Genomic DNA, 16,229 nt, shown 5'->3' on the forward strand with positions numbered 1-16,229 from the left:
GAGAGGATTCACGCCTTATTAGTGAGGGTTTATTTTCTCTTTCTTAGATTCTTCAGAAGTAGCCATGCTACGTAAAGCGTATGCGTGTATGGCAGATGTTCAGTAAACTTTCACGGATTCTGTGAAGGAAATTTTCGATTAATTTCAAACCTCCATTTTATGGAAAAAATTATTGAAAACGGATTGAATAAATCTGTTCTGAACATGGTGTCGTATGATACCGTAATTATGGTGCTGTATCAGCAGCAAAGCGATGTTTCTTTTCAAAGAAGTGTTCCGCAACATTTAGACACAGGAAGTCTGAAAACGCTTCCTTATGGTTCTGATGATATGAAAATTTGTGGAACAGTTGAAAACCTCCGCATCACTGTCTATCCTGAAAAGATTGTTATCATGGGTAGTCTATGCAAGTATTTGAAAGGAAACAACGTTCAAGGTCTTAGCATGGAGGAAACACGTCAAGCGATTGATTTTCTTTCGCAAAAGTTGTGTTTACCTTTAAGGTTGGCTCGTGTGATGCGGATTGACGTTGCCTACAATGCTATCGTATCTCAAAACCCTAAGGAGTATCTTAATCGACTTGGGAGTTTGAGTAGGCATGATAGGCTGGAAGAACCTGATTCTCTTTATTACAGACAGTCTAAAACTCTCTTGCATGTATATGACAAGCTTAAAGAGATGAAGCGTAAAAGAGAATTTTTCGATTGTGGTTTCAATGGAAATATACTGCGTATCGAATTAAGGTTTTCCTATGGGAAGCAGGACTGGAAACGACGCTTTGGAACTGAAACCGTTTTAGTTGATATGTTGCTGAATGAGACTTTCTTTACCAATCTTGTAAAGATGCTCTATGGACGGTACAAGAAAATAGAGAAGGTCAATGATGTGCAGTTAGACCTGCGAGTTGTAAAAGGCAAAAAGGACGCCCGTGTTTTTTTGGTTGCATACATCTTGAAGGTGCAAGGATGTGTTCCCTTGGAGAAGATGATAAGCGAACAACAGAAGACTGGACGGATTAGTTCTAGACAGGTTGACTATCTACGGTCTGTGATTAGTGAGGCTAACAGTGTCGACCAATCCTTCATTCAGAAAAGCGGTCATATTGAAGAACTGGATGCAGCATTTGAACTGATGAGGAAAATGTACGGTTTTTAAAGAACTTCTATAGTAAGCGAAAGTTTCCTTTATTTCAGAGGACTTCAATTACTTAGTTCTCTATCTGTTTGGAAGGGTGATATGATGTGAATTTTCATGTCATATCATCCTTTCTTTTCTTTATTTACATACATCTTCAATCCTGTCTAATTTGTTCAAGTAACAGCCTGATTGCATAACAGAACTTCATATCAGTATTAGGATTAAAAGAAAGGACATCACAACGGATGCCCTCTCTTTCCTCCCAATCGAGTTCATCAATCAATGAACCACTTATATCGTTCATCACCATGTAATGCGCTGCTTATTCCTACCGCTATTTCAGTAGCGTTCAGACTTCTGTCTAAGAAGCTGTCGATATAGCTTGACTTGTTAGCTCCAGTCAGAAGGTTGTAGAACCGCCACATATCCAGTTCGCTACCGAAGCTACCGAAATTCTCGTCACTAATGTATGCTCTTGCTACGGAGTTTATCTGCGTATCGGTCAGCAGCATTCTTGGTAGTCGTTTTTGATAGCCTTGTGGCAAGCACTGATACAGCCGCATTCTTCCCAACAAGGTAGCAAAGTGGTGTTCGGTCATCACTGTATTACCAAGAGACTGCATCAGATGCAGATGCTTTGCAGGGTTGTACTGGTTAAACAATTCCAATAAAGCACGGTACAAGTCTTTTGTACTGCTGACCTCTATTTGAGAACGGTAGCCGTCAGTGAACACGCACATATTGCAGCACACTTGATTCACAAAGCCGATAGCTACGCTGAACCGTTCCAATGTCTTTCTACTGTACAGGTTTTCACGATTGTACGCACGCACCCCTACAATGGAGAGATTCAGTTTGTTGCCACCTACTGTCTCGAATATTGTAGGAACATCAATGGCGAATGCACACCGTTCATAATAAATGGTCTTGTCGCTTTCTAAGAGTTGATTTGCGGGCTTGTGTATCGCTTCGGGTATTCTTCCTTTCACCACATGAGAAACCCGAATAGCTGGCGTCTCTATGCGTTCTCCATTGAAGAAGGAAGTGGCTGCATCATAGGCGGTTTCAATGAATGCAGGGTGTGAAATTGTGAGTTCGTTGTCCTTCGCAAAGACGGGAATGATACATTCCGATTTAAGAGATTTCAGGTCGATTTCCGAGGTGTTCGCTTCGATAAAGTGATTTGTCTTCTTGACGGTTTTCGGCTCGTCTAAGAGGATTTCTGCATCGTCTGCGTAGCTGTTTAGCCCTAAGGTCTTTCTCGGTTCTTGCTGTGCCGTATTCGGCAAAATGGTTACTGCTTCCATGTTGATAAATATTAATGGTTATTGATTGGTTTACGGATAGAAAGTATGCTAAACGGTATCTCGTCCGTATATTGTTCCTATCTGAATATAGACAGGGTTATAAAGTGGACTTGGGAGTATATTGGAACGGATTGGGAGAATTAATTCATCAGGTATAGCGATGAAAAAGTAAAGTAGTGCTTTTTCATCGCTTCATTCTCTTAAAATCAGGTTAATAACCAATGCTTGAAGTATCGGGGCTTTTCAGCTATCGTTAGTCTTTTTCTATCTTGTGTTATTTCACAGAAAATAGCCTGATAAATAGTGTTGTGGTATTGAAGGAAAATGAATGATATATGCAGAAACCATAATGGAATTTTTGTTAAAAGCCTGTTAATTTGAATCGTCTTGCCAAGATTAATTTTAGGAAGGGTGAGGATTAAAATTTTAAAAGCGAATAGTGCGGGGGGATATTAAAGGATAGGCTTCTTATGCTTATAGGTATAAGAAAATCGCATTTCAAGATGGGCTGTCTGTTAATGAGGGGGGGTAATATTTTACCCCTTATTCATTCAGGATAATTCGTAGAATGAATTTAAAATCTTACTCTAAAATAAAAAGTCGTAACAGAGCATTCCATTACGACTTTCTCACGGCTTCTTTTATTTTCTATTGCTTTACTAAAGTCATGATATATTCAGTATCGTCATCCCATTCCCCTGCGTAATCATGCCAAGTATATTTATAAGTAGCCTGATTTTTAGAAATAGCTATCGTACCTTCAATATAATCATCCTGATTCAGTATGATTTTCAGGTTGCTACCATTTAAGGTATAAGAACAATTAGATGAAGTTTCTTCTCCGTCATCCCAAACTAAACTACCATTACTTTTGAAAGTGAAAGAACCTGAACGCAAATCTTCATCAGAGCTTGAAGTATATTTCCAAGTACCCTCGATTGTAGCGTTTGCTTCTTCTTCATCATCATCGCTACAAGCTGCGAAGTTCACACACATAATTACGGCTACAATAGCCATTCCGATAAATCTTAATGTTTTCATTTTAACTAATAGATTGTTATTTCTGCTCCTATGTTCCTTCTCAGAGCGTTATAAAATAATAAGGCATGAGGAACACGACATAAAGCCGCACGCTTTTTTGATTAGAAACTAAACCCTATAGAAGCAGAGACGCCATGCGGATAAACATCATCACCGTCTTTGTTCCAAGCCTCTCCGTATGCTTTGGAATTATAAGTATACCCAACTTTCAGAAACACAGATAACGTCTTATAAAAATTCCAATTCACACCAGCTCCCGGATTTGCATAGAATCCTGCTGCGTCAAGCAGACTATAGCCTACTTTCGCATCAATAAACGGAGAGATTTTCTTTTTGAGGAAGGTGTATCTCACGCTACCATATAGCGGTATGGAAGTATAATCATCGCCTAAACGTACACCTACACCTGCACCGATATAAAAACGAGAGCCAAGCTGAACCCCATGCGTTGTATAAATATCAGTAGTGCTGAACATTCCTATATCGTCAGTATGGAAAGTCCTACCGCCTTCAATAGAACCTTTGTAGTTTTGGGCGTTGCACGTTAGAGAGTTTATGCTCACTGTTACAGAAACAAGAAGCATACCGATTAATCTTAATATTTTCATTTTGTTTCAGATTGATGCTTACCTGCTCCCTTGTAAGCTGTTAAAAATAAAGAGGCGTGGGAACATTGAATATTACTGTACTGAGGCTCTCGACTGCCCTTACCCAATAATAAACAATAGCCCACGCCAAACGATATATAGACTGCTCCAAGCAGAGCAGATATATAACATCAGCGTGAGCGTTCTTGCTTATTATCTTGGGTAAAAGAATTGTCGAGATTCCAGTACAAGATAATATCTTAAACGCTCTTTTATTATAATATGTCTGCACCTCGTAAACGAAATGCAATGCAAAATTACTTTATTAAAACTAATCAGCCAAGAAAAAAGCCTTTGTTTTTTGCATATACAGCACACATGTATTGAGGAGAGATGTTTCTTAGATAGAAAAAAAATGTCAACAAACCGCATTTCAGACGCTTATAGGCACTTTTTTACGTGGGGGATAAAAGTATAAAGCCGCTTCCCAAAAACCGAGAAACGGCTTCATCTTCCCATTTTGACTATCTTACCTCTTGGCTCGGAGATATGCTTTCCGACTACTTTTCATCAGTTTCAAAGCGAGGTCAGCATCAATAACTATTTTCCGTCCGACCTGCGATATAGCCTTGTCAAGGCAACCTTCCTGCTTTATTCGGTTGGCGGTTGCTATGGAGCAATGAAGTAGCTCTGCAAGTCCTTTCAATCCGTAAACAAGATGTTTTACATTCTCCGTTTTTTCAGGGTGAATGGGATTCTGATTGGAAATAACTGGTTGTAAGATATCAAGAAGTTCTTGAACCGTAAGCGCCCCCACGGGCTTGTTAATGTCCATGATTAAACATTTAATAAATTTACGTTCATCTCGCACCATATTTACAACTGTAGAAGAGTATGGTGCAGTCCTTCTGTAAAATCTGTCTTGATAGACCTATGATGCGAACATGGCTCTATAAAAAAGCCCTGATTTTACACGGTCATAATACCTTATCTATTTTCGGGTGTAAAGATAAAATAGATATTATTGAAAAACAAAGAATAGGCAGGAATATTCACTTCATCAGATTATATTCCTGCCTAATATTTATATAAGATAACAGACTATCAATCTATTAGAAATTCCATTTTCCCATATATGCAGCCTTCGTCTTGTCCGAAATCTCAATGTATGGTTTCATTGAGGCATAATCACGATGCCCCGTCCATTTCATTACGACTGTATGAGGGATTCCAAACGCAAGCGAACAACATATAAAGGTTCGGCGCCCGTCATGAGAGGAGATTATTTGATAAAATTTGTATTCTTCCCTTATGCGGTCATTTCCTATGTAGTATTCATCAACCCACGTTTTTGTTAGTTGAGCTAATAATGCAGCTTCTTTCAAATGACTGTTCAATTTCTGATTTGACAGCGGTGGGAACACATGATTTCCTTTCTGCTTCATCTTTTTATATTTCTTCAAGATTTCCAAAGCGTAATCATTCAATTCGATTTGCAGTCGTTCATCAGTCTTTTCCGTAACGATTTCCATAATCTTTCCATGTATGTCACTCCAGCAAAGGGATTTTAAATCGCTGTATCGAATGGATGTAAATGCCATAAAACAGAACATATCTCTTGATAGTTCCAATATTCCGTCTTTTTTAGGATATTGGTAATTATAAAACTGCATTAATTCTTCTATATTCAAAAAGGAAACGGGAGTCGGAATCTCTTTGAGACAAGTATTGAATTTCAGGACTTCCCGATGAATTAGCATTCCATTCTCGGCAGCCCACCGCAGAAACCAACCTAAAAATTCAAAGTACTTATTAATAGTCGTATTGCGGTATTTATGTTGTAATTTTCCGTTTTTATCTTCCGTACGATATTCAACAAACCAATCTCGGAGAGCCAGCAGTTTGTTTTCTGTAAGGTTCTGAAATGAGAGGTCAGGAGAAAAACTTCGCAAGATGTTTTTTAAGGAGATGAATTTCTTTGTCACATTCGGCACCCAGTTCTTTTGCTTCTTTTGAACTTCTATGTATTCGTCCCATACCGTAAAGAAGTTTTTGTTTTCTACTGATACCTTGACTTTTCCAAGCCTTTCATTAATCATTAGTTTGACTTCCTCCTTTGTCGGTATATGCTGGACACCCTCATAATATTTGAAAACATCCTCTATCGCATTTTTGTAGCCTCCAATGGCACGGCTTATTTCTGATGCAATCGCTTTATGCTTCCCTACCGTATGGGTCGTATTCCTTAGCGGTAATTGGTTTGCTTTATCCCATTTAGTCTCGTCGCCGTAGTAACCAATGTAAAAGTCTATTTCTCCTTTTACCCACTTCACACGACAAATAATCTGCTTGTTACGGGATTTGATGAAAACCCGTAGATTCTTTCTGATGTTCATGTTTCTATTAAATTTTAAATTAAACAATGGAGCAACAAAAAAGAGGGGTAAAAGTTGTTTTTACCCCTCTTTTTGATGCTATTTATTAAGATTTCGTGAATATGTAATATATGGATATATAATATAATGTACTGATATTGAGTATTGTTAAGTATTTAATATTATTAGTTTAAATATCAGTTCTACTCCCTGAGGGTGTACAATTCGTTATAAATCCACTGCATATAAAAATGTAGTGGATTTTTTATGTGTTTATTTTTATTTTGCTTCTGTTCTTCAACAAGATATTGAATTAATCGGAAATTTTTGTTGGTGCTCCTCTCTTTATATTTCTGCATCTTAGCGATGCCTTTGTCACACAACCTTCTTCGTATTGATGTTTTTCCTGATAAGTAAGGATAGTCCATCAATAATGAAACCTAAAGGTTCAGGTGGAGGAGTATCTTTTGATCCTTGGGAAAATGGTTGCTTCCTATAATTCAAGTTTATCTTGGCAGCTAAGATACAGATCTTGCGGGCCAAGATGTGTATCTTGCGAGCTAAGATGTAGATCTTAGCCCGTAAGATGGACTTTAACTATCGGTCTGAAAAGTTTATTTTCTATGTTTCAGCACTTTATAGTAAAGTGATTTGTTATTTTATAATTGGGTCTTTACAACCAATAAAAAGAAATGTATACCGCTCCTGTGGTTAAGTTCTGATTATATTTCCTTAGGTGTACTTTAATCATTTTTATGGGCTGCAATCGGACTGTCCCTTTTTACATAAAGATGAATGCCAACAAAAATTTCCGATTACTCCGTTTTTATGTATTTGATAGTAAATAGATAGATAATTATAGCAAAAAGACTGGAAAAAAATGGATTTTATTTTGTTTTTAACCTTGAAACTTACTATCTTTAGGAAATAGATTATAATTGGGGGCAATTAATAAGTCCTGGCCCACAGGCGAATGATATGAGAATACAATTTGAAATTAAGGAAAAGTTACCTGAAATAATCGGGGAAATTCTAAATTCCGAAAGATGGACGACCCTTATTAAGGAAGATATTTCAGGTAGGAAATTAGTCGTAATCCGTGATCGTGCATTCGATTCGGAGGCAACTGTGGAGATCTACTCTCGTGAGGTTACTATTAAAACAGCATGGTCCAGATACACTTATCGGCTGTTTATATTGGGAGATTGTGTGTGGTGTGAATACAACGGTGCTTATCGTGGGTTATTAGAACAAAACTTATTGCCGTCTATAACTCCTAAAGAGAGTTTATTGGATTCGGAAGTTTTGGATAGTTCATTGTATGGGCATGAAAAGAAAAAACTCCGGGAATATGCTGAGGATAATCTTAAACTGAAGAAATTCAGACGTGAGAATTTTAATGAAAATCGCACTGGAGTAGCTCCGTTTGATCATCCGAAAAAGGTGTATGACGAATTCATTAAAGAAGATTACATTGCTCCTTCTTCGGAAAATAATAATAAATAAGAATAATAAAGGAGGATTTTATACTATTCAGAGTATCAATCCTCCTTTATTTCTATAGAGGATTACTCTCTGTATCCTCCATTTCCGGTGCATCATGTATACTTTTCATTATAAATGCCCACGTGATAAGCAAAAAAGCTATATAAATAATTATATATTCCATAATCCCTTTATTTTATTGACTATATAACAGGTTGGATTTTGAAAAGATGTTCGTATTACATTTTTTTTGCATATTCGGATGAAAATAAATGCATTGTTCTTGAGAATACGATACATTTCTCCAATAATAACATCAGTAAGAGATTTATTTGTCATCAGAGTAGCCATATTCTTTAAGAGTATTTCTGCCAATCTCCTCCAGACAGCTTCTCAGAAACTTCCCTATTTTTTTCATGATCACATTCCTTTCATTTTAGTTGTCATTCGCCGATATAACAAAAATGATAATTCATGAGTTGTATTTTGATATTGCTTTTTGGGGGGATCTGGCTATTATTTGATCTGTATCAAGTAAACAATACAAAACGGATAGTTGTTTATATTATAAAATCTAAAAATATAAACTTATGATTTACAAATTTTTATTTCCTCTTAAACCAGACAGTATGGGAGCATCCGCATTCCTGCTGATTCTAAGAATCTCGTTTGGATTATTGTTAATGAATCATGGCATACAAAAATGGAGTAATTTTCAGGAACTTTCCACATCCTTTCCTGATCCGTTGGGATTAGGTTCTCCCCTCTCCTTGGGGTTGGCCATCTTTGCAGAGTTAGTATGTTCGATGGCCTTTATTATAGGTTTTCTTTACAGGTTGGCCATGATTCCAATGATCTTTACTATGGGTATTGCATTCTTTGTTATTCATGCAAATGATGCATTTGCAATGAAAGAATTGGCATTAGTATATTTGATTGTTTTTATTTTGATGTATATAAGCGGACCGGGGAAATATTCTGTCGATTATATGATAGGCCGGCAACTCCGAAACAAAAGGAAAATGTAAGCAGAAAAGTAACCTAAATTTGTTCTCTTTAGCTAAAAAGAGTATATTTGCAGATTATAACAGGATCGTTTTTATATAAATGATCCATAATATTAACCTAATAACAAATAAAAAAATTAGTATGAAAAAGAACAGATTAACTTTGGTTGCTGCCATTTTTCTCAGTGGTACTATCCTGTTTAGTTCATGTGTAGGATCATTCGGATTGTTCAATCGCATTTCGTCATGGAATCAGTCCATTGGTACAAAATTTGTAAATGAACTTGTTTTCCTTGCTTTAAATATCGTTCCGGTATATGGTGTCGCTTATCTGGCAGATGCATTGGTAATTAACTCAATCGAATTCTGGAGTGGCACCAATCCTATGGCTAATGTAGGTGATGTGAAGAAAGTAAAGGGTGAGAACGGAGATTATCTGGTAAAGACCCTTGAGAATGGTTATTCCATCACTAAAGAAGGTGAAGATTCAGCTATGGAGTTGATTTATAACAAAGAAGCAAACACTTGGAATGTTGTTGCTGACGGAGTCAGCACGGAATTGTTGAAAATGAACAATGACGGTACTGCTGAAATGAATTTACCGAATGGAGAAAAGATGAACGTAACTCTTGATGCACAAGGTATGATGGCTGCACGTCAGGCTACAATGGGCGGACTGCTTTTTGCAGCACGCTGATTATCGAAATAACTATAAATATAAAGATGAAACCGCTCTGAGAGTCAGTTTCATCTTTTTTTTATCTCTATCCTTAATAGAATCAGAATGGATAGCCTACAGCAAAATGAAATGCGAAATCACGGCTAAATTTAGGATGAATAATAGGATAACGTTCTTTTGTTTTCTCATATTTAGGATTTACAGCTTTCATACCTCCGTCAAAACGAAGTACAAAAAAGTCAAGGTCCAGTCTGAGCCCTAATCCATAAGCCACTGCGATTTGCTTATAGAACTTGTCGAATTCAAAAGCTCCTCCCGGCTGGTTTTCATATTCACGGATAGTCCATATGTTACCTGCATCGATAAATGCCGCTCCGCGGAACTTCCAAAACAGACGGGTCCGGTATTCGATGCTTGCATCCAATTTGATATCTCCGGACTGATTCATGAAATTTCCATCGCCGGCAAAAGAGCCCGGTCCTAAATTACGTACAGACCATCCTCTTACGCTGTTGGCTCCTCCTGAGAAATAACGTTTCTCAAAAGGAACTACCTTTGCATTTCCATAAGGTACGGCAACTCCTATCCCCGCATGAAACGCAAGGGAATTGCGATGATCGATTATAATATTCTTGGCAAAATCAAAGTCACCTTTCAAATATTGTGCATAAGGTATCCCTAAAATAGCATATTCCCCATCTTTATTCTTTCTCATATTAATCATTTTAGAGACTCCGTAAAGAATGTTGCCTGCAGATTCGAAGCCTGCCCGTATGGAATAAGAATTGGAAGTTATCGTATTATTGACAAGGGTTCCTCCTGCACTATTATAGTTATAAGTATATCCCATACGTACAATAAGACGATTTTCATAATTATATCTGAGGATGTAGTTGTCTTTGTCCTTATCAATATAGTCTTCCTGGAATTGAGGAGAAATCCAGGGAAGGTAGAGGTAACTGATATCCAATAAATCGATGCGGTGCTGAATCTTTTGTTTTTGCATCCATTTGTAGCTCCATGAAGCCGAAGCAATGGTGCGGGAGAACTCGGGGCGTAATTGATAATTGTATTGTAGTCCGAACTCTGTCGTTGCTCTTATCCGCCGTTTAAAGTCAGAAGTAAGAAAGGGAAATAAGAAACTGGGGAAATTGATGCTTGTTTCAACTCCGTATTCAGTATAATTATGGTTTTTATATCCCGGCTGTAATCCGGATATGGCCTCATAAGCTCCTCGGAATTTTACCATGAAAGTTTCTGAGCCGCGAAATAAATTTCTATGTTGAAAAGAAACGGACGCGGCAGCTCCCAAATCACCTGCCGAATTAGTACCTTCCAACTCAAAAGAAATGGATTTATGCTTGCTTTTGGTTAGCATTACATAGCAATTCAGTCTGGTACTATCGTCATTTTGTGTCTCAAAAAAACGAATGTTAGTATACTTGAGAGCTGAAAGCCTCCCAAAATAAGTATAGGTCTTTTGTACGTTACGTTCATCATATAAATCTCCGGAGGTGAATCTTAAGTTATCTACGAGCACTTTAGGACGTAAATACAGTTGGTCTTTATAATAGATCGGGAATCCGTTATAATGCAAAGAGTCATTAATTTCAATGCTGCTCAGAGCTGATGATTGCAAGACATCATAATCAGTAATAAAATTGATTTTGTTGATCTTGTACTGAGGATGTTCTTTAGGAACATCACCAACATAAGCTTTATAGGGCAACAGATGTAAAGTCAAATCTACTTGATAAGTATTGCGGGCAGTATCTGCCGTATAAGTAATATAATCCTTATTAAATTTATAATAACCGTTACACAATAAGTAGTCTGTAATACGTTGCCGTTCCGCATCAAGTGTGTTTACATCGAAAAGCATTCCTTCTTTCAACGTTGATTTAGTAGAATCATTTTGAAGATATTCGGCTATTTTCTTATCAGAAATATCATACTTCAGTGTGCGTACAGTATAAGGTTTGCCTGAATTGATTTCATAAAACAGTTTTAGCTTTTTCTTTTTAGTTTTTATGGTTCTTTTTACGGTAGCTCCCATATAGCCGAGATTCTGCACTGCTTTTGCAATTTCTTCTTGCGAACGGATAGCATCGGCTTCATTATAGATAACCGGAGCATCTCCTATCTTGCGCAAGAATTTATTGAGCCATTTCGTAGAATCCCTTCCGGACCAATTATACACATACAGTTGAGTCTTGACTGCACTGAACCATTTCGAGTTAGGATTCTGTCGCACATAAAGTCGCATGTCCGACGGTTTTATGTCTTTATTATCAGTATGTATTTTTACTTCATCCAACAAATAAGAACCCTCCGGCACAAACTTAGTGGCAGAACACGAAGCCAGTGACAAAACAAAATAAAGAAGAATCGTGTAAAGAACCCCTTTCTTCATATACGGTTTTTAATAGATTACGCCAAATAGGTTACAAATATAAACCATATTTTTTGTTTTGGGAAATAAAAATGCCGGAAGAGCATTTCTACTTTTCCGGCATTTTTATAGATGATTACATCATTTAAGCCTAAACCTGACCGGAAGTGTAAATCGTGAGTTTACATTTTCACCTTTGTGTTTTCCTGGAATCCAATCGGGCATTGAGTTTACCACTCTGATAGCTTCGGCATCAAGTAGCGGAGATATGCTTTTTACAACAATCGGGTTAAGCAGTTTACCATTCTTAGAAACAATAAACTGAACTACTACCTGACCTTCTTCCTTGTTTTCAATAGCTTGGGCCGGATATTTGATGCTCTTTGCAATAAACTGTAAGCATGCCTTCATTCCATCCGGAAATGTAGGAGCACTATCAACGACATCATACACTACGTCTTTTAGTATAGCTACAGAGTCCGGTACTACTTCTTCTTTAAGGGATTGTGTGGCACTTACAGAGTCTTTCACTTCGGTAACAGCCTGCTCGTTACTTGTTTTACTCCCGCAATTGCTAAACAATAGCAACATGGCTACTACCGGCAGAAATATCAGAAATTTGCTCTTCATAATTTTTTGAGTTCTTTTTTCGTTCAACATTTTAATTCGTTTTTAAAGGTTATACATTAGGATTAATATCTGGATTTGCTGCAGCCAATCAGAGCTTATTTATTTTTTAAGAGAAGATACTGTTCTTCTTTCTTTATTGTATTTTATGTGTCTGGGCATACCTTCTTCGTTCTGGATATCAATATAATGATGTATTACAAATCTACTAAATTTAAGTAGATAGTTTATATTTATCAATATAAAGTTTGTTAATGGTAAGAAAATAAAGACATAAAAAGGATTAGAAATATAATAGTTAATTGGGAATATCTTTATAGCTTTGCCGTAAAATTAGAGTTAGATGGGAACATTAAGTAAAAATAGAGTTAAATATATCCGATCGCTGGAATTAAAAAAAAATAGGAAAGAAGAAAGAGTCTTTCTGGCAGAAGGTCCCAAATTGGTAGGTGATTTACTGGGACATTTCCCTTGCAAGTTTCTGGCGGCCACTTCGGAATGGCTTAGAGAACATTCTGCAGTTAAGGCTGTGGAGGTAATTGAAGTCGGTCCTGAGGATTTATCTCGTGCCAGTTTGTTGAAGAGCCCTCAACAAGTACTGGCATTGTTTGAACAACCGAAGTACGAGATCGATACAGAAGTTATTCGTAATTCTTTATGTTTAGCTTTGGATGATATTCAAGACCCCGGTAATCTTGGGACAATCATTCGTCTTGCAGACTGGTTTGGTATTGAACACATTTTCTGTTCGCCCAATACTGTTGATGTTTTTAATCCTAAAGCCATACAAGCTACCATGGGAGGCATTGCCAGAGTAAAAGTACATTATATCGCATTGCCAGAGTTGATTCATGTACTGGGAAATGTACCGGTATATGGTACCTTTCTGGATGGAAAGAATATGTATGAGCAGCCTTTGTCAAAGAATGGAATAATAGTAATGGGGAATGAAGGAAATGGTATTGGAGCCGAAGTGGAAAAGCTGGTAAACCGTAAGTTATACATTCCAAATTATCCTCAGGAACGCGAGACCTCAGAATCATTGAATGTAGCCATTGCTACCGCAATTGTCTGCGCTGAGTTTCGGCGACAGGCCGCATTGTAGCAAAGTCAAATGGAAATAACAAATAAGCCTGCCATTTCATGCATGAGGTAATTTCCGGAATAGTAATACTTTGTTCATCGGTATTGGTTAAGTTGAACAAAGTATTATTTATATCCATCCTTTCTTGCGGAATCAATAAAATGACACCGGGAAACCATTCTACAGATTCAATTTCTTCACTACAGGGAAAAATACGATAGACATACTCTCCCTCCATTTCTATGGCATGCAGTTTTAAAAATCCACTTTCCGGAATAAATATATAATGTGCAGCAAAACGTTTCATCTTATTTTCTAATTATTCTGACGACGCAATGGTCTCCTTGGATTAGTTCGTTGCTGTCTTTCTAATTGCTGTTTTTCTTTTTCTATTTGTTGCTCTTTCTCTCGTTGTTCCGGTTTAACGGGACGGACATCGTTATTGGGGCGGTTCAAATCCTTTGGATTAGTCCGTTGATGTACCGGCGTCGTTTGAATAGTATCTTGGGGAGCTTTCTTCCGGATAGAATCTACCTTATTTTTTTCTGTTATTGAGTCGGCATTTAAAGAGTCTTTTCCCATTTGTGTTAATGAGTCATTTACATGATAACGGGTCAACGAAATGTCGCTAACCAAAAGTGTTGTTAACTTTTGGGATTGCGGATAGAAAATGAATCCTTTTATTTCCTTGATAGTCATCGTATCTGATTGAAGACGAATGTCCTGAATTCCTGATTCAAATATATGTTTCGTGCAACTATTAGTCACACTGTCGTTCTTATAAACAATCTGCATGGCCATTACCGGAGCCATTGTTGAGTCCGGCATTCCATCCAGGAAGTTATATTGTATTTTCCAGAGCAATACATCACGTTTCTTGAAATTTGTATCAGAAGGTAATGTGAACGTGAACCTATTATTCAATGGAGATCCCGTTAACTGGGCAACCCGCTGCCATGCCCAGACATCAATACTGTCGCCTGGAGCAGACATCTTAGGCTTATTATCACGCAATGCTATTAAGTGGTTGATGGCATCCTGTTGGGCTTTCAGCCTTTTATTTACCTTTTCATAGATTTCCGATAGTATTTTTGTGTTGCGTGTATACCATACCATAGACGAGTCAAAAACTTCTTCTGTTGTACCATATTTCTTAAATACAGCTTCTACATACAGTGCTTTTTTGTAATTCTCGCCACCAGGCATGTTCTCACCCATCGCTTTGGCAATGTGGTAATCGTATAGCAGATTTTCCATCTGTGATTCTGATATAACGCTATCAGGTCTTTTCACCTTACAAGCAGATGTTATCAGTACCAAAAGACAGATACAACATAATTGAAACCGGAAATACTTTTTCATTACCTCTTTTTTACTTTTTGGTCACAGAATGATGGTATGAATCATTCAGATATTTGCTATAGAACAGTAATAAGGCAATAATTCCGCAGCTAATGGCGGCATCTGCGAAATTGAAGATCGGACTAAAGAAAATGAAATGCTCTCCACCTACAAAAGGCATCCATGCCGGCCAGTTTGTATCGATAATCGGGAAATAAAACATATCAACTACTTTACCATAGAACCAAGTGGAGTAACCACCTCCTTCGGGCATAAAACTGGCTATTTGTGAATGTGTGCTTTCGTTGAAAAAGACTCCATAGAAAACACTGTCAATAATGTTACCCAGTGCACCGGTCAAGATTAACGATACACAAATGATATATCCGGTTTTTAATCCTCTTTTTACTATTTTATATAAGTACCACCCTATCAAGCCTACTGCAACGATTCGGAATGTAGTCAGAAAGAGTTTTCCAAATATCTCCATTCCAAACGCCATACCATTATTTTCGGTAAAATAAATATAAAACCAATCTGTAATACGGATACTCTCATGCCAATACATATGAGTCTTGATCCAGATTTTAATCACTTGATCAATGATCAGCACAGAAAAAATGACGAGCAGAGCGATTTGTCCTTTCGTGAGTAGTTTCTTCATTTTGTTAAGCTATCAGTTATATAAGTTACGAGCTACCAATTACAAGCTAAAGAGAAACACGATATTGCCGTGTATACACTTGTCTCTTGCAATAGGTAGCTCGTAGCCTACTATTTATTTCTTTCCACTGTTCTTTGCTTCAATGCTCAGTGTAGCATGAGGCACAGCACGCAGACGTTCTGCCGGAATTAATTTTCCTGTTTCACGGCAAATACCATACGTTTTATTCTCGATACGTACAAGAGCAGCCTGTAAACCCTGAATAAACTTCAGTTGGCGTTGAGCCAAACGTGTAGTCTCTTCTTTCGACAATGTATTTGCTCCTTCTTCCAAGACTTTATATGTGGGGGACGTGTCATCTGTGTCATTTCCGTCCAGCCCCATTAAGCTCAGTTTTAACTGTTCATAGTCACGTTGTGCTAGTTCCAGTTTTTCATTAATGATGGCACGGAATTCTTCTAACTCCGCATCCGAATATCTTGTCTTTTCTGCCATAACTTTTA

16 protein-coding genes are annotated in these 16,229 nt (G+C 37.4%); 5 read left to right on the forward strand and 11 right to left on the reverse strand.

Annotated elements, in window-relative coordinates:
* Positions 1-159: 159 nt before the first annotated feature.
* On the forward strand, positions 160-1,155 hold the full coding sequence (locus tag QK890_RS01370) for a phage/plasmid replication protein (RefSeq protein WP_050550176.1): 996 nt from the start codon (positions 160-162) through the stop codon (positions 1,153-1,155).
* Between the two features lie 257 nt (positions 1,156-1,412).
* On the opposite strand, the gene QK890_RS01375 is transcribed toward QK890_RS01370, so the two are convergent.
* The 5 genes from QK890_RS01375 to QK890_RS01395 all read right to left on the reverse strand — a co-directional run bounded on the left by QK890_RS01375 (position 1,413) and on the right by QK890_RS01395 (position 6,468).
* Positions 1,413-2,444: a DUF3871 family protein gene (locus QK890_RS01375; protein ID WP_032539294.1), complete on the reverse strand. Its 1,032-nt coding sequence runs from the start codon at positions 2,442-2,444 to the stop codon at positions 1,413-1,415.
* A gap of 648 nt (positions 2,445-3,092) precedes the next feature.
* Positions 3,093-3,485, reverse strand: coding sequence for a hypothetical protein (locus tag QK890_RS01380; protein WP_032539295.1), 393 nt, complete (start codon positions 3,483-3,485; stop codon positions 3,093-3,095).
* A gap of 101 nt (positions 3,486-3,586) precedes the next feature.
* Positions 3,587-4,069, reverse strand: coding sequence for a hypothetical protein (locus QK890_RS01385; RefSeq protein ID WP_367627123.1), 483 nt, complete (start codon positions 4,067-4,069; stop codon positions 3,587-3,589).
* Between the two features lie 532 nt (positions 4,070-4,601).
* Positions 4,602-4,907, reverse strand: a complete 306-nt coding sequence (locus QK890_RS01390; protein ID WP_032539376.1) for a DUF3853 family protein — start codon at positions 4,905-4,907, stop codon at positions 4,602-4,604.
* Positions 4,908-5,184: 277 nt separating this feature from the next.
* Positions 5,185-6,468 carry a site-specific integrase gene (locus QK890_RS01395; RefSeq protein ID WP_137570022.1) on the reverse strand — a complete coding sequence of 428 codons (1,284 nt, stop codon included), beginning with the start codon at positions 6,466-6,468 and terminating at the stop codon, positions 5,185-5,187.
* A 957-nt stretch (positions 6,469-7,425) separates the two neighbouring features.
* On the opposite strand from QK890_RS01395, the gene QK890_RS01400 reads away from it, so the two are divergent.
* From QK890_RS01400 to QK890_RS01410, 3 genes are all read left to right on the forward strand, one after another.
* Positions 7,426-7,953 carry a hypothetical protein gene (locus tag QK890_RS01400; protein ID WP_005806074.1) on the forward strand — a complete coding sequence of 176 codons (528 nt, stop codon included), beginning with the start codon at positions 7,426-7,428 and terminating at the stop codon, positions 7,951-7,953.
* A 569-nt stretch (positions 7,954-8,522) separates the two neighbouring features.
* On the forward strand, positions 8,523-8,960 hold the full coding sequence (locus QK890_RS01405; RefSeq protein WP_005806070.1) for a DoxX family protein: 438 nt from the start codon (positions 8,523-8,525) through the stop codon (positions 8,958-8,960).
* A 121-nt stretch (positions 8,961-9,081) separates the two neighbouring features.
* Entirely contained in the window at positions 9,082-9,636 is a 555-nt protein-coding gene (locus tag QK890_RS01410; RefSeq protein WP_005806068.1) for a DUF3332 domain-containing protein, read from the forward strand.
* Positions 9,637-9,718: 82 nt separating this feature from the next.
* Here QK890_RS01410 and QK890_RS01415 read toward each other — a convergent pair whose 3' ends face one another.
* Positions 9,719-12,031 (reverse strand): BamA/TamA family outer membrane protein, encoded by a 2,313-nt coding sequence (locus QK890_RS01415; RefSeq protein ID WP_005777747.1) that lies wholly within the window; start codon positions 12,029-12,031, stop codon positions 9,719-9,721.
* 120 nt (positions 12,032-12,151) lie between these two features.
* Complete coding sequence (locus QK890_RS01420) at positions 12,152-12,640, reverse strand: energy transducer TonB (RefSeq protein WP_227560225.1); 489 nt, start codon at positions 12,638-12,640, stop codon at positions 12,152-12,154.
* 340 nt (positions 12,641-12,980) lie between these two features.
* Here QK890_RS01420 and QK890_RS01425 point away from each other — a divergent pair, with 340 nt between their 5' ends.
* Entirely contained in the window at positions 12,981-13,742 is a 762-nt protein-coding gene (locus QK890_RS01425; RefSeq protein WP_005777744.1) for an RNA methyltransferase, read from the forward strand.
* Here the strand turns inward: QK890_RS01425 and QK890_RS01430 are convergent.
* The 4 genes from QK890_RS01430 to QK890_RS01445 all read right to left on the reverse strand — a co-directional run bounded on the left by QK890_RS01430 (position 13,696) and on the right by QK890_RS01445 (position 16,221).
* Positions 13,696-14,028, reverse strand: a complete 333-nt coding sequence (locus tag QK890_RS01430) for a hypothetical protein (protein WP_005777742.1) — start codon at positions 14,026-14,028, stop codon at positions 13,696-13,698. The two genes, QK890_RS01425 and QK890_RS01430, sit on opposite strands and share 47 nt — an antisense overlap.
* Before the next feature lie 8 nt (positions 14,029-14,036).
* Positions 14,037-15,083 (reverse strand): DUF4296 domain-containing protein, encoded by a 1,047-nt coding sequence (locus QK890_RS01435; protein ID WP_032539297.1) that lies wholly within the window; start codon positions 15,081-15,083, stop codon positions 14,037-14,039.
* Positions 15,084-15,093: 10 nt separating this feature from the next.
* The gene (locus QK890_RS01440) at positions 15,094-15,726 is read right to left on the reverse strand and encodes a lipoprotein signal peptidase (RefSeq protein ID WP_005777738.1); all 633 of its coding nucleotides are present in this window, start codon (positions 15,724-15,726) and stop codon (positions 15,094-15,096) included.
* Positions 15,727-15,840: 114 nt separating this feature from the next.
* Positions 15,841-16,221 (reverse strand): TraR/DksA C4-type zinc finger protein, encoded by a 381-nt coding sequence (locus QK890_RS01445; protein ID WP_005777736.1) that lies wholly within the window; start codon positions 16,219-16,221, stop codon positions 15,841-15,843.
* Positions 16,222-16,229: the final 8 nt, after the last annotated feature.

The organism is Bacteroides sp. NGMCC 1.200775 (assembly GCF_040798045.1).
GTDB lineage: Bacteria > Bacteroidota > Bacteroidia > Bacteroidales > Bacteroidaceae > Bacteroides > Bacteroides hominis.

What these genes read in the sequence shown, in the direction of transcription:
- QK890_RS01370 (WP_050550176.1), top strand. Translation starts at nt 160, where the DNA reads ATGGAAAAAATTATTGAAAACGGATTGAATAAATCTGTTCTGAACATG.
- QK890_RS01375 (WP_032539294.1), bottom strand. Translation starts at nt 2,444, where the DNA reads ATGGAAGCAGTAACCATTTTGCCGAATACGGCACAGCAAGAACCGAGA.
- QK890_RS01380 (WP_032539295.1), bottom strand. Translation starts at nt 3,485, where the DNA reads ATGAAAACATTAAGATTTATCGGAATGGCTATTGTAGCCGTAATTATG.
- QK890_RS01385 (WP_367627123.1), bottom strand. Translation starts at nt 4,069, where the DNA reads ATGCTTCTTGTTTCTGTAACAGTGAGCATAAACTCTCTAACGTGCAAC.
- QK890_RS01390 (WP_032539376.1), bottom strand. Translation starts at nt 4,907, where the DNA reads ATGGACATTAACAAGCCCGTGGGGGCGCTTACGGTTCAAGAACTTCTT.
- QK890_RS01395 (WP_137570022.1), bottom strand. Translation starts at nt 6,468, where the DNA reads ATGAACATCAGAAAGAATCTACGGGTTTTCATCAAATCCCGTAACAAG.
- QK890_RS01400 (WP_005806074.1), top strand. Translation starts at nt 7,426, where the DNA reads ATGAGAATACAATTTGAAATTAAGGAAAAGTTACCTGAAATAATCGGG.
- QK890_RS01405 (WP_005806070.1), top strand. Translation starts at nt 8,523, where the DNA reads ATGATTTACAAATTTTTATTTCCTCTTAAACCAGACAGTATGGGAGCA.
- QK890_RS01410 (WP_005806068.1), top strand. Translation starts at nt 9,082, where the DNA reads ATGAAAAAGAACAGATTAACTTTGGTTGCTGCCATTTTTCTCAGTGGT.
- QK890_RS01415 (WP_005777747.1), bottom strand. Translation starts at nt 12,031, where the DNA reads ATGAAGAAAGGGGTTCTTTACACGATTCTTCTTTATTTTGTTTTGTCA.
- QK890_RS01420 (WP_227560225.1), bottom strand. Translation starts at nt 12,640, where the DNA reads ATGAAGAGCAAATTTCTGATATTTCTGCCGGTAGTAGCCATGTTGCTA.
- QK890_RS01425 (WP_005777744.1), top strand. Translation starts at nt 12,981, where the DNA reads ATGGGAACATTAAGTAAAAATAGAGTTAAATATATCCGATCGCTGGAA.
- QK890_RS01430 (WP_005777742.1), bottom strand. Translation starts at nt 14,028, where the DNA reads ATGAAACGTTTTGCTGCACATTATATATTTATTCCGGAAAGTGGATTT.
- QK890_RS01435 (WP_032539297.1), bottom strand. Translation starts at nt 15,083, where the DNA reads ATGAAAAAGTATTTCCGGTTTCAATTATGTTGTATCTGTCTTTTGGTA.
- QK890_RS01440 (WP_005777738.1), bottom strand. Translation starts at nt 15,726, where the DNA reads ATGAAGAAACTACTCACGAAAGGACAAATCGCTCTGCTCGTCATTTTT.
- QK890_RS01445 (WP_005777736.1), bottom strand. Translation starts at nt 16,221, where the DNA reads ATGGCAGAAAAGACAAGATATTCGGATGCGGAGTTAGAAGAATTCCGT.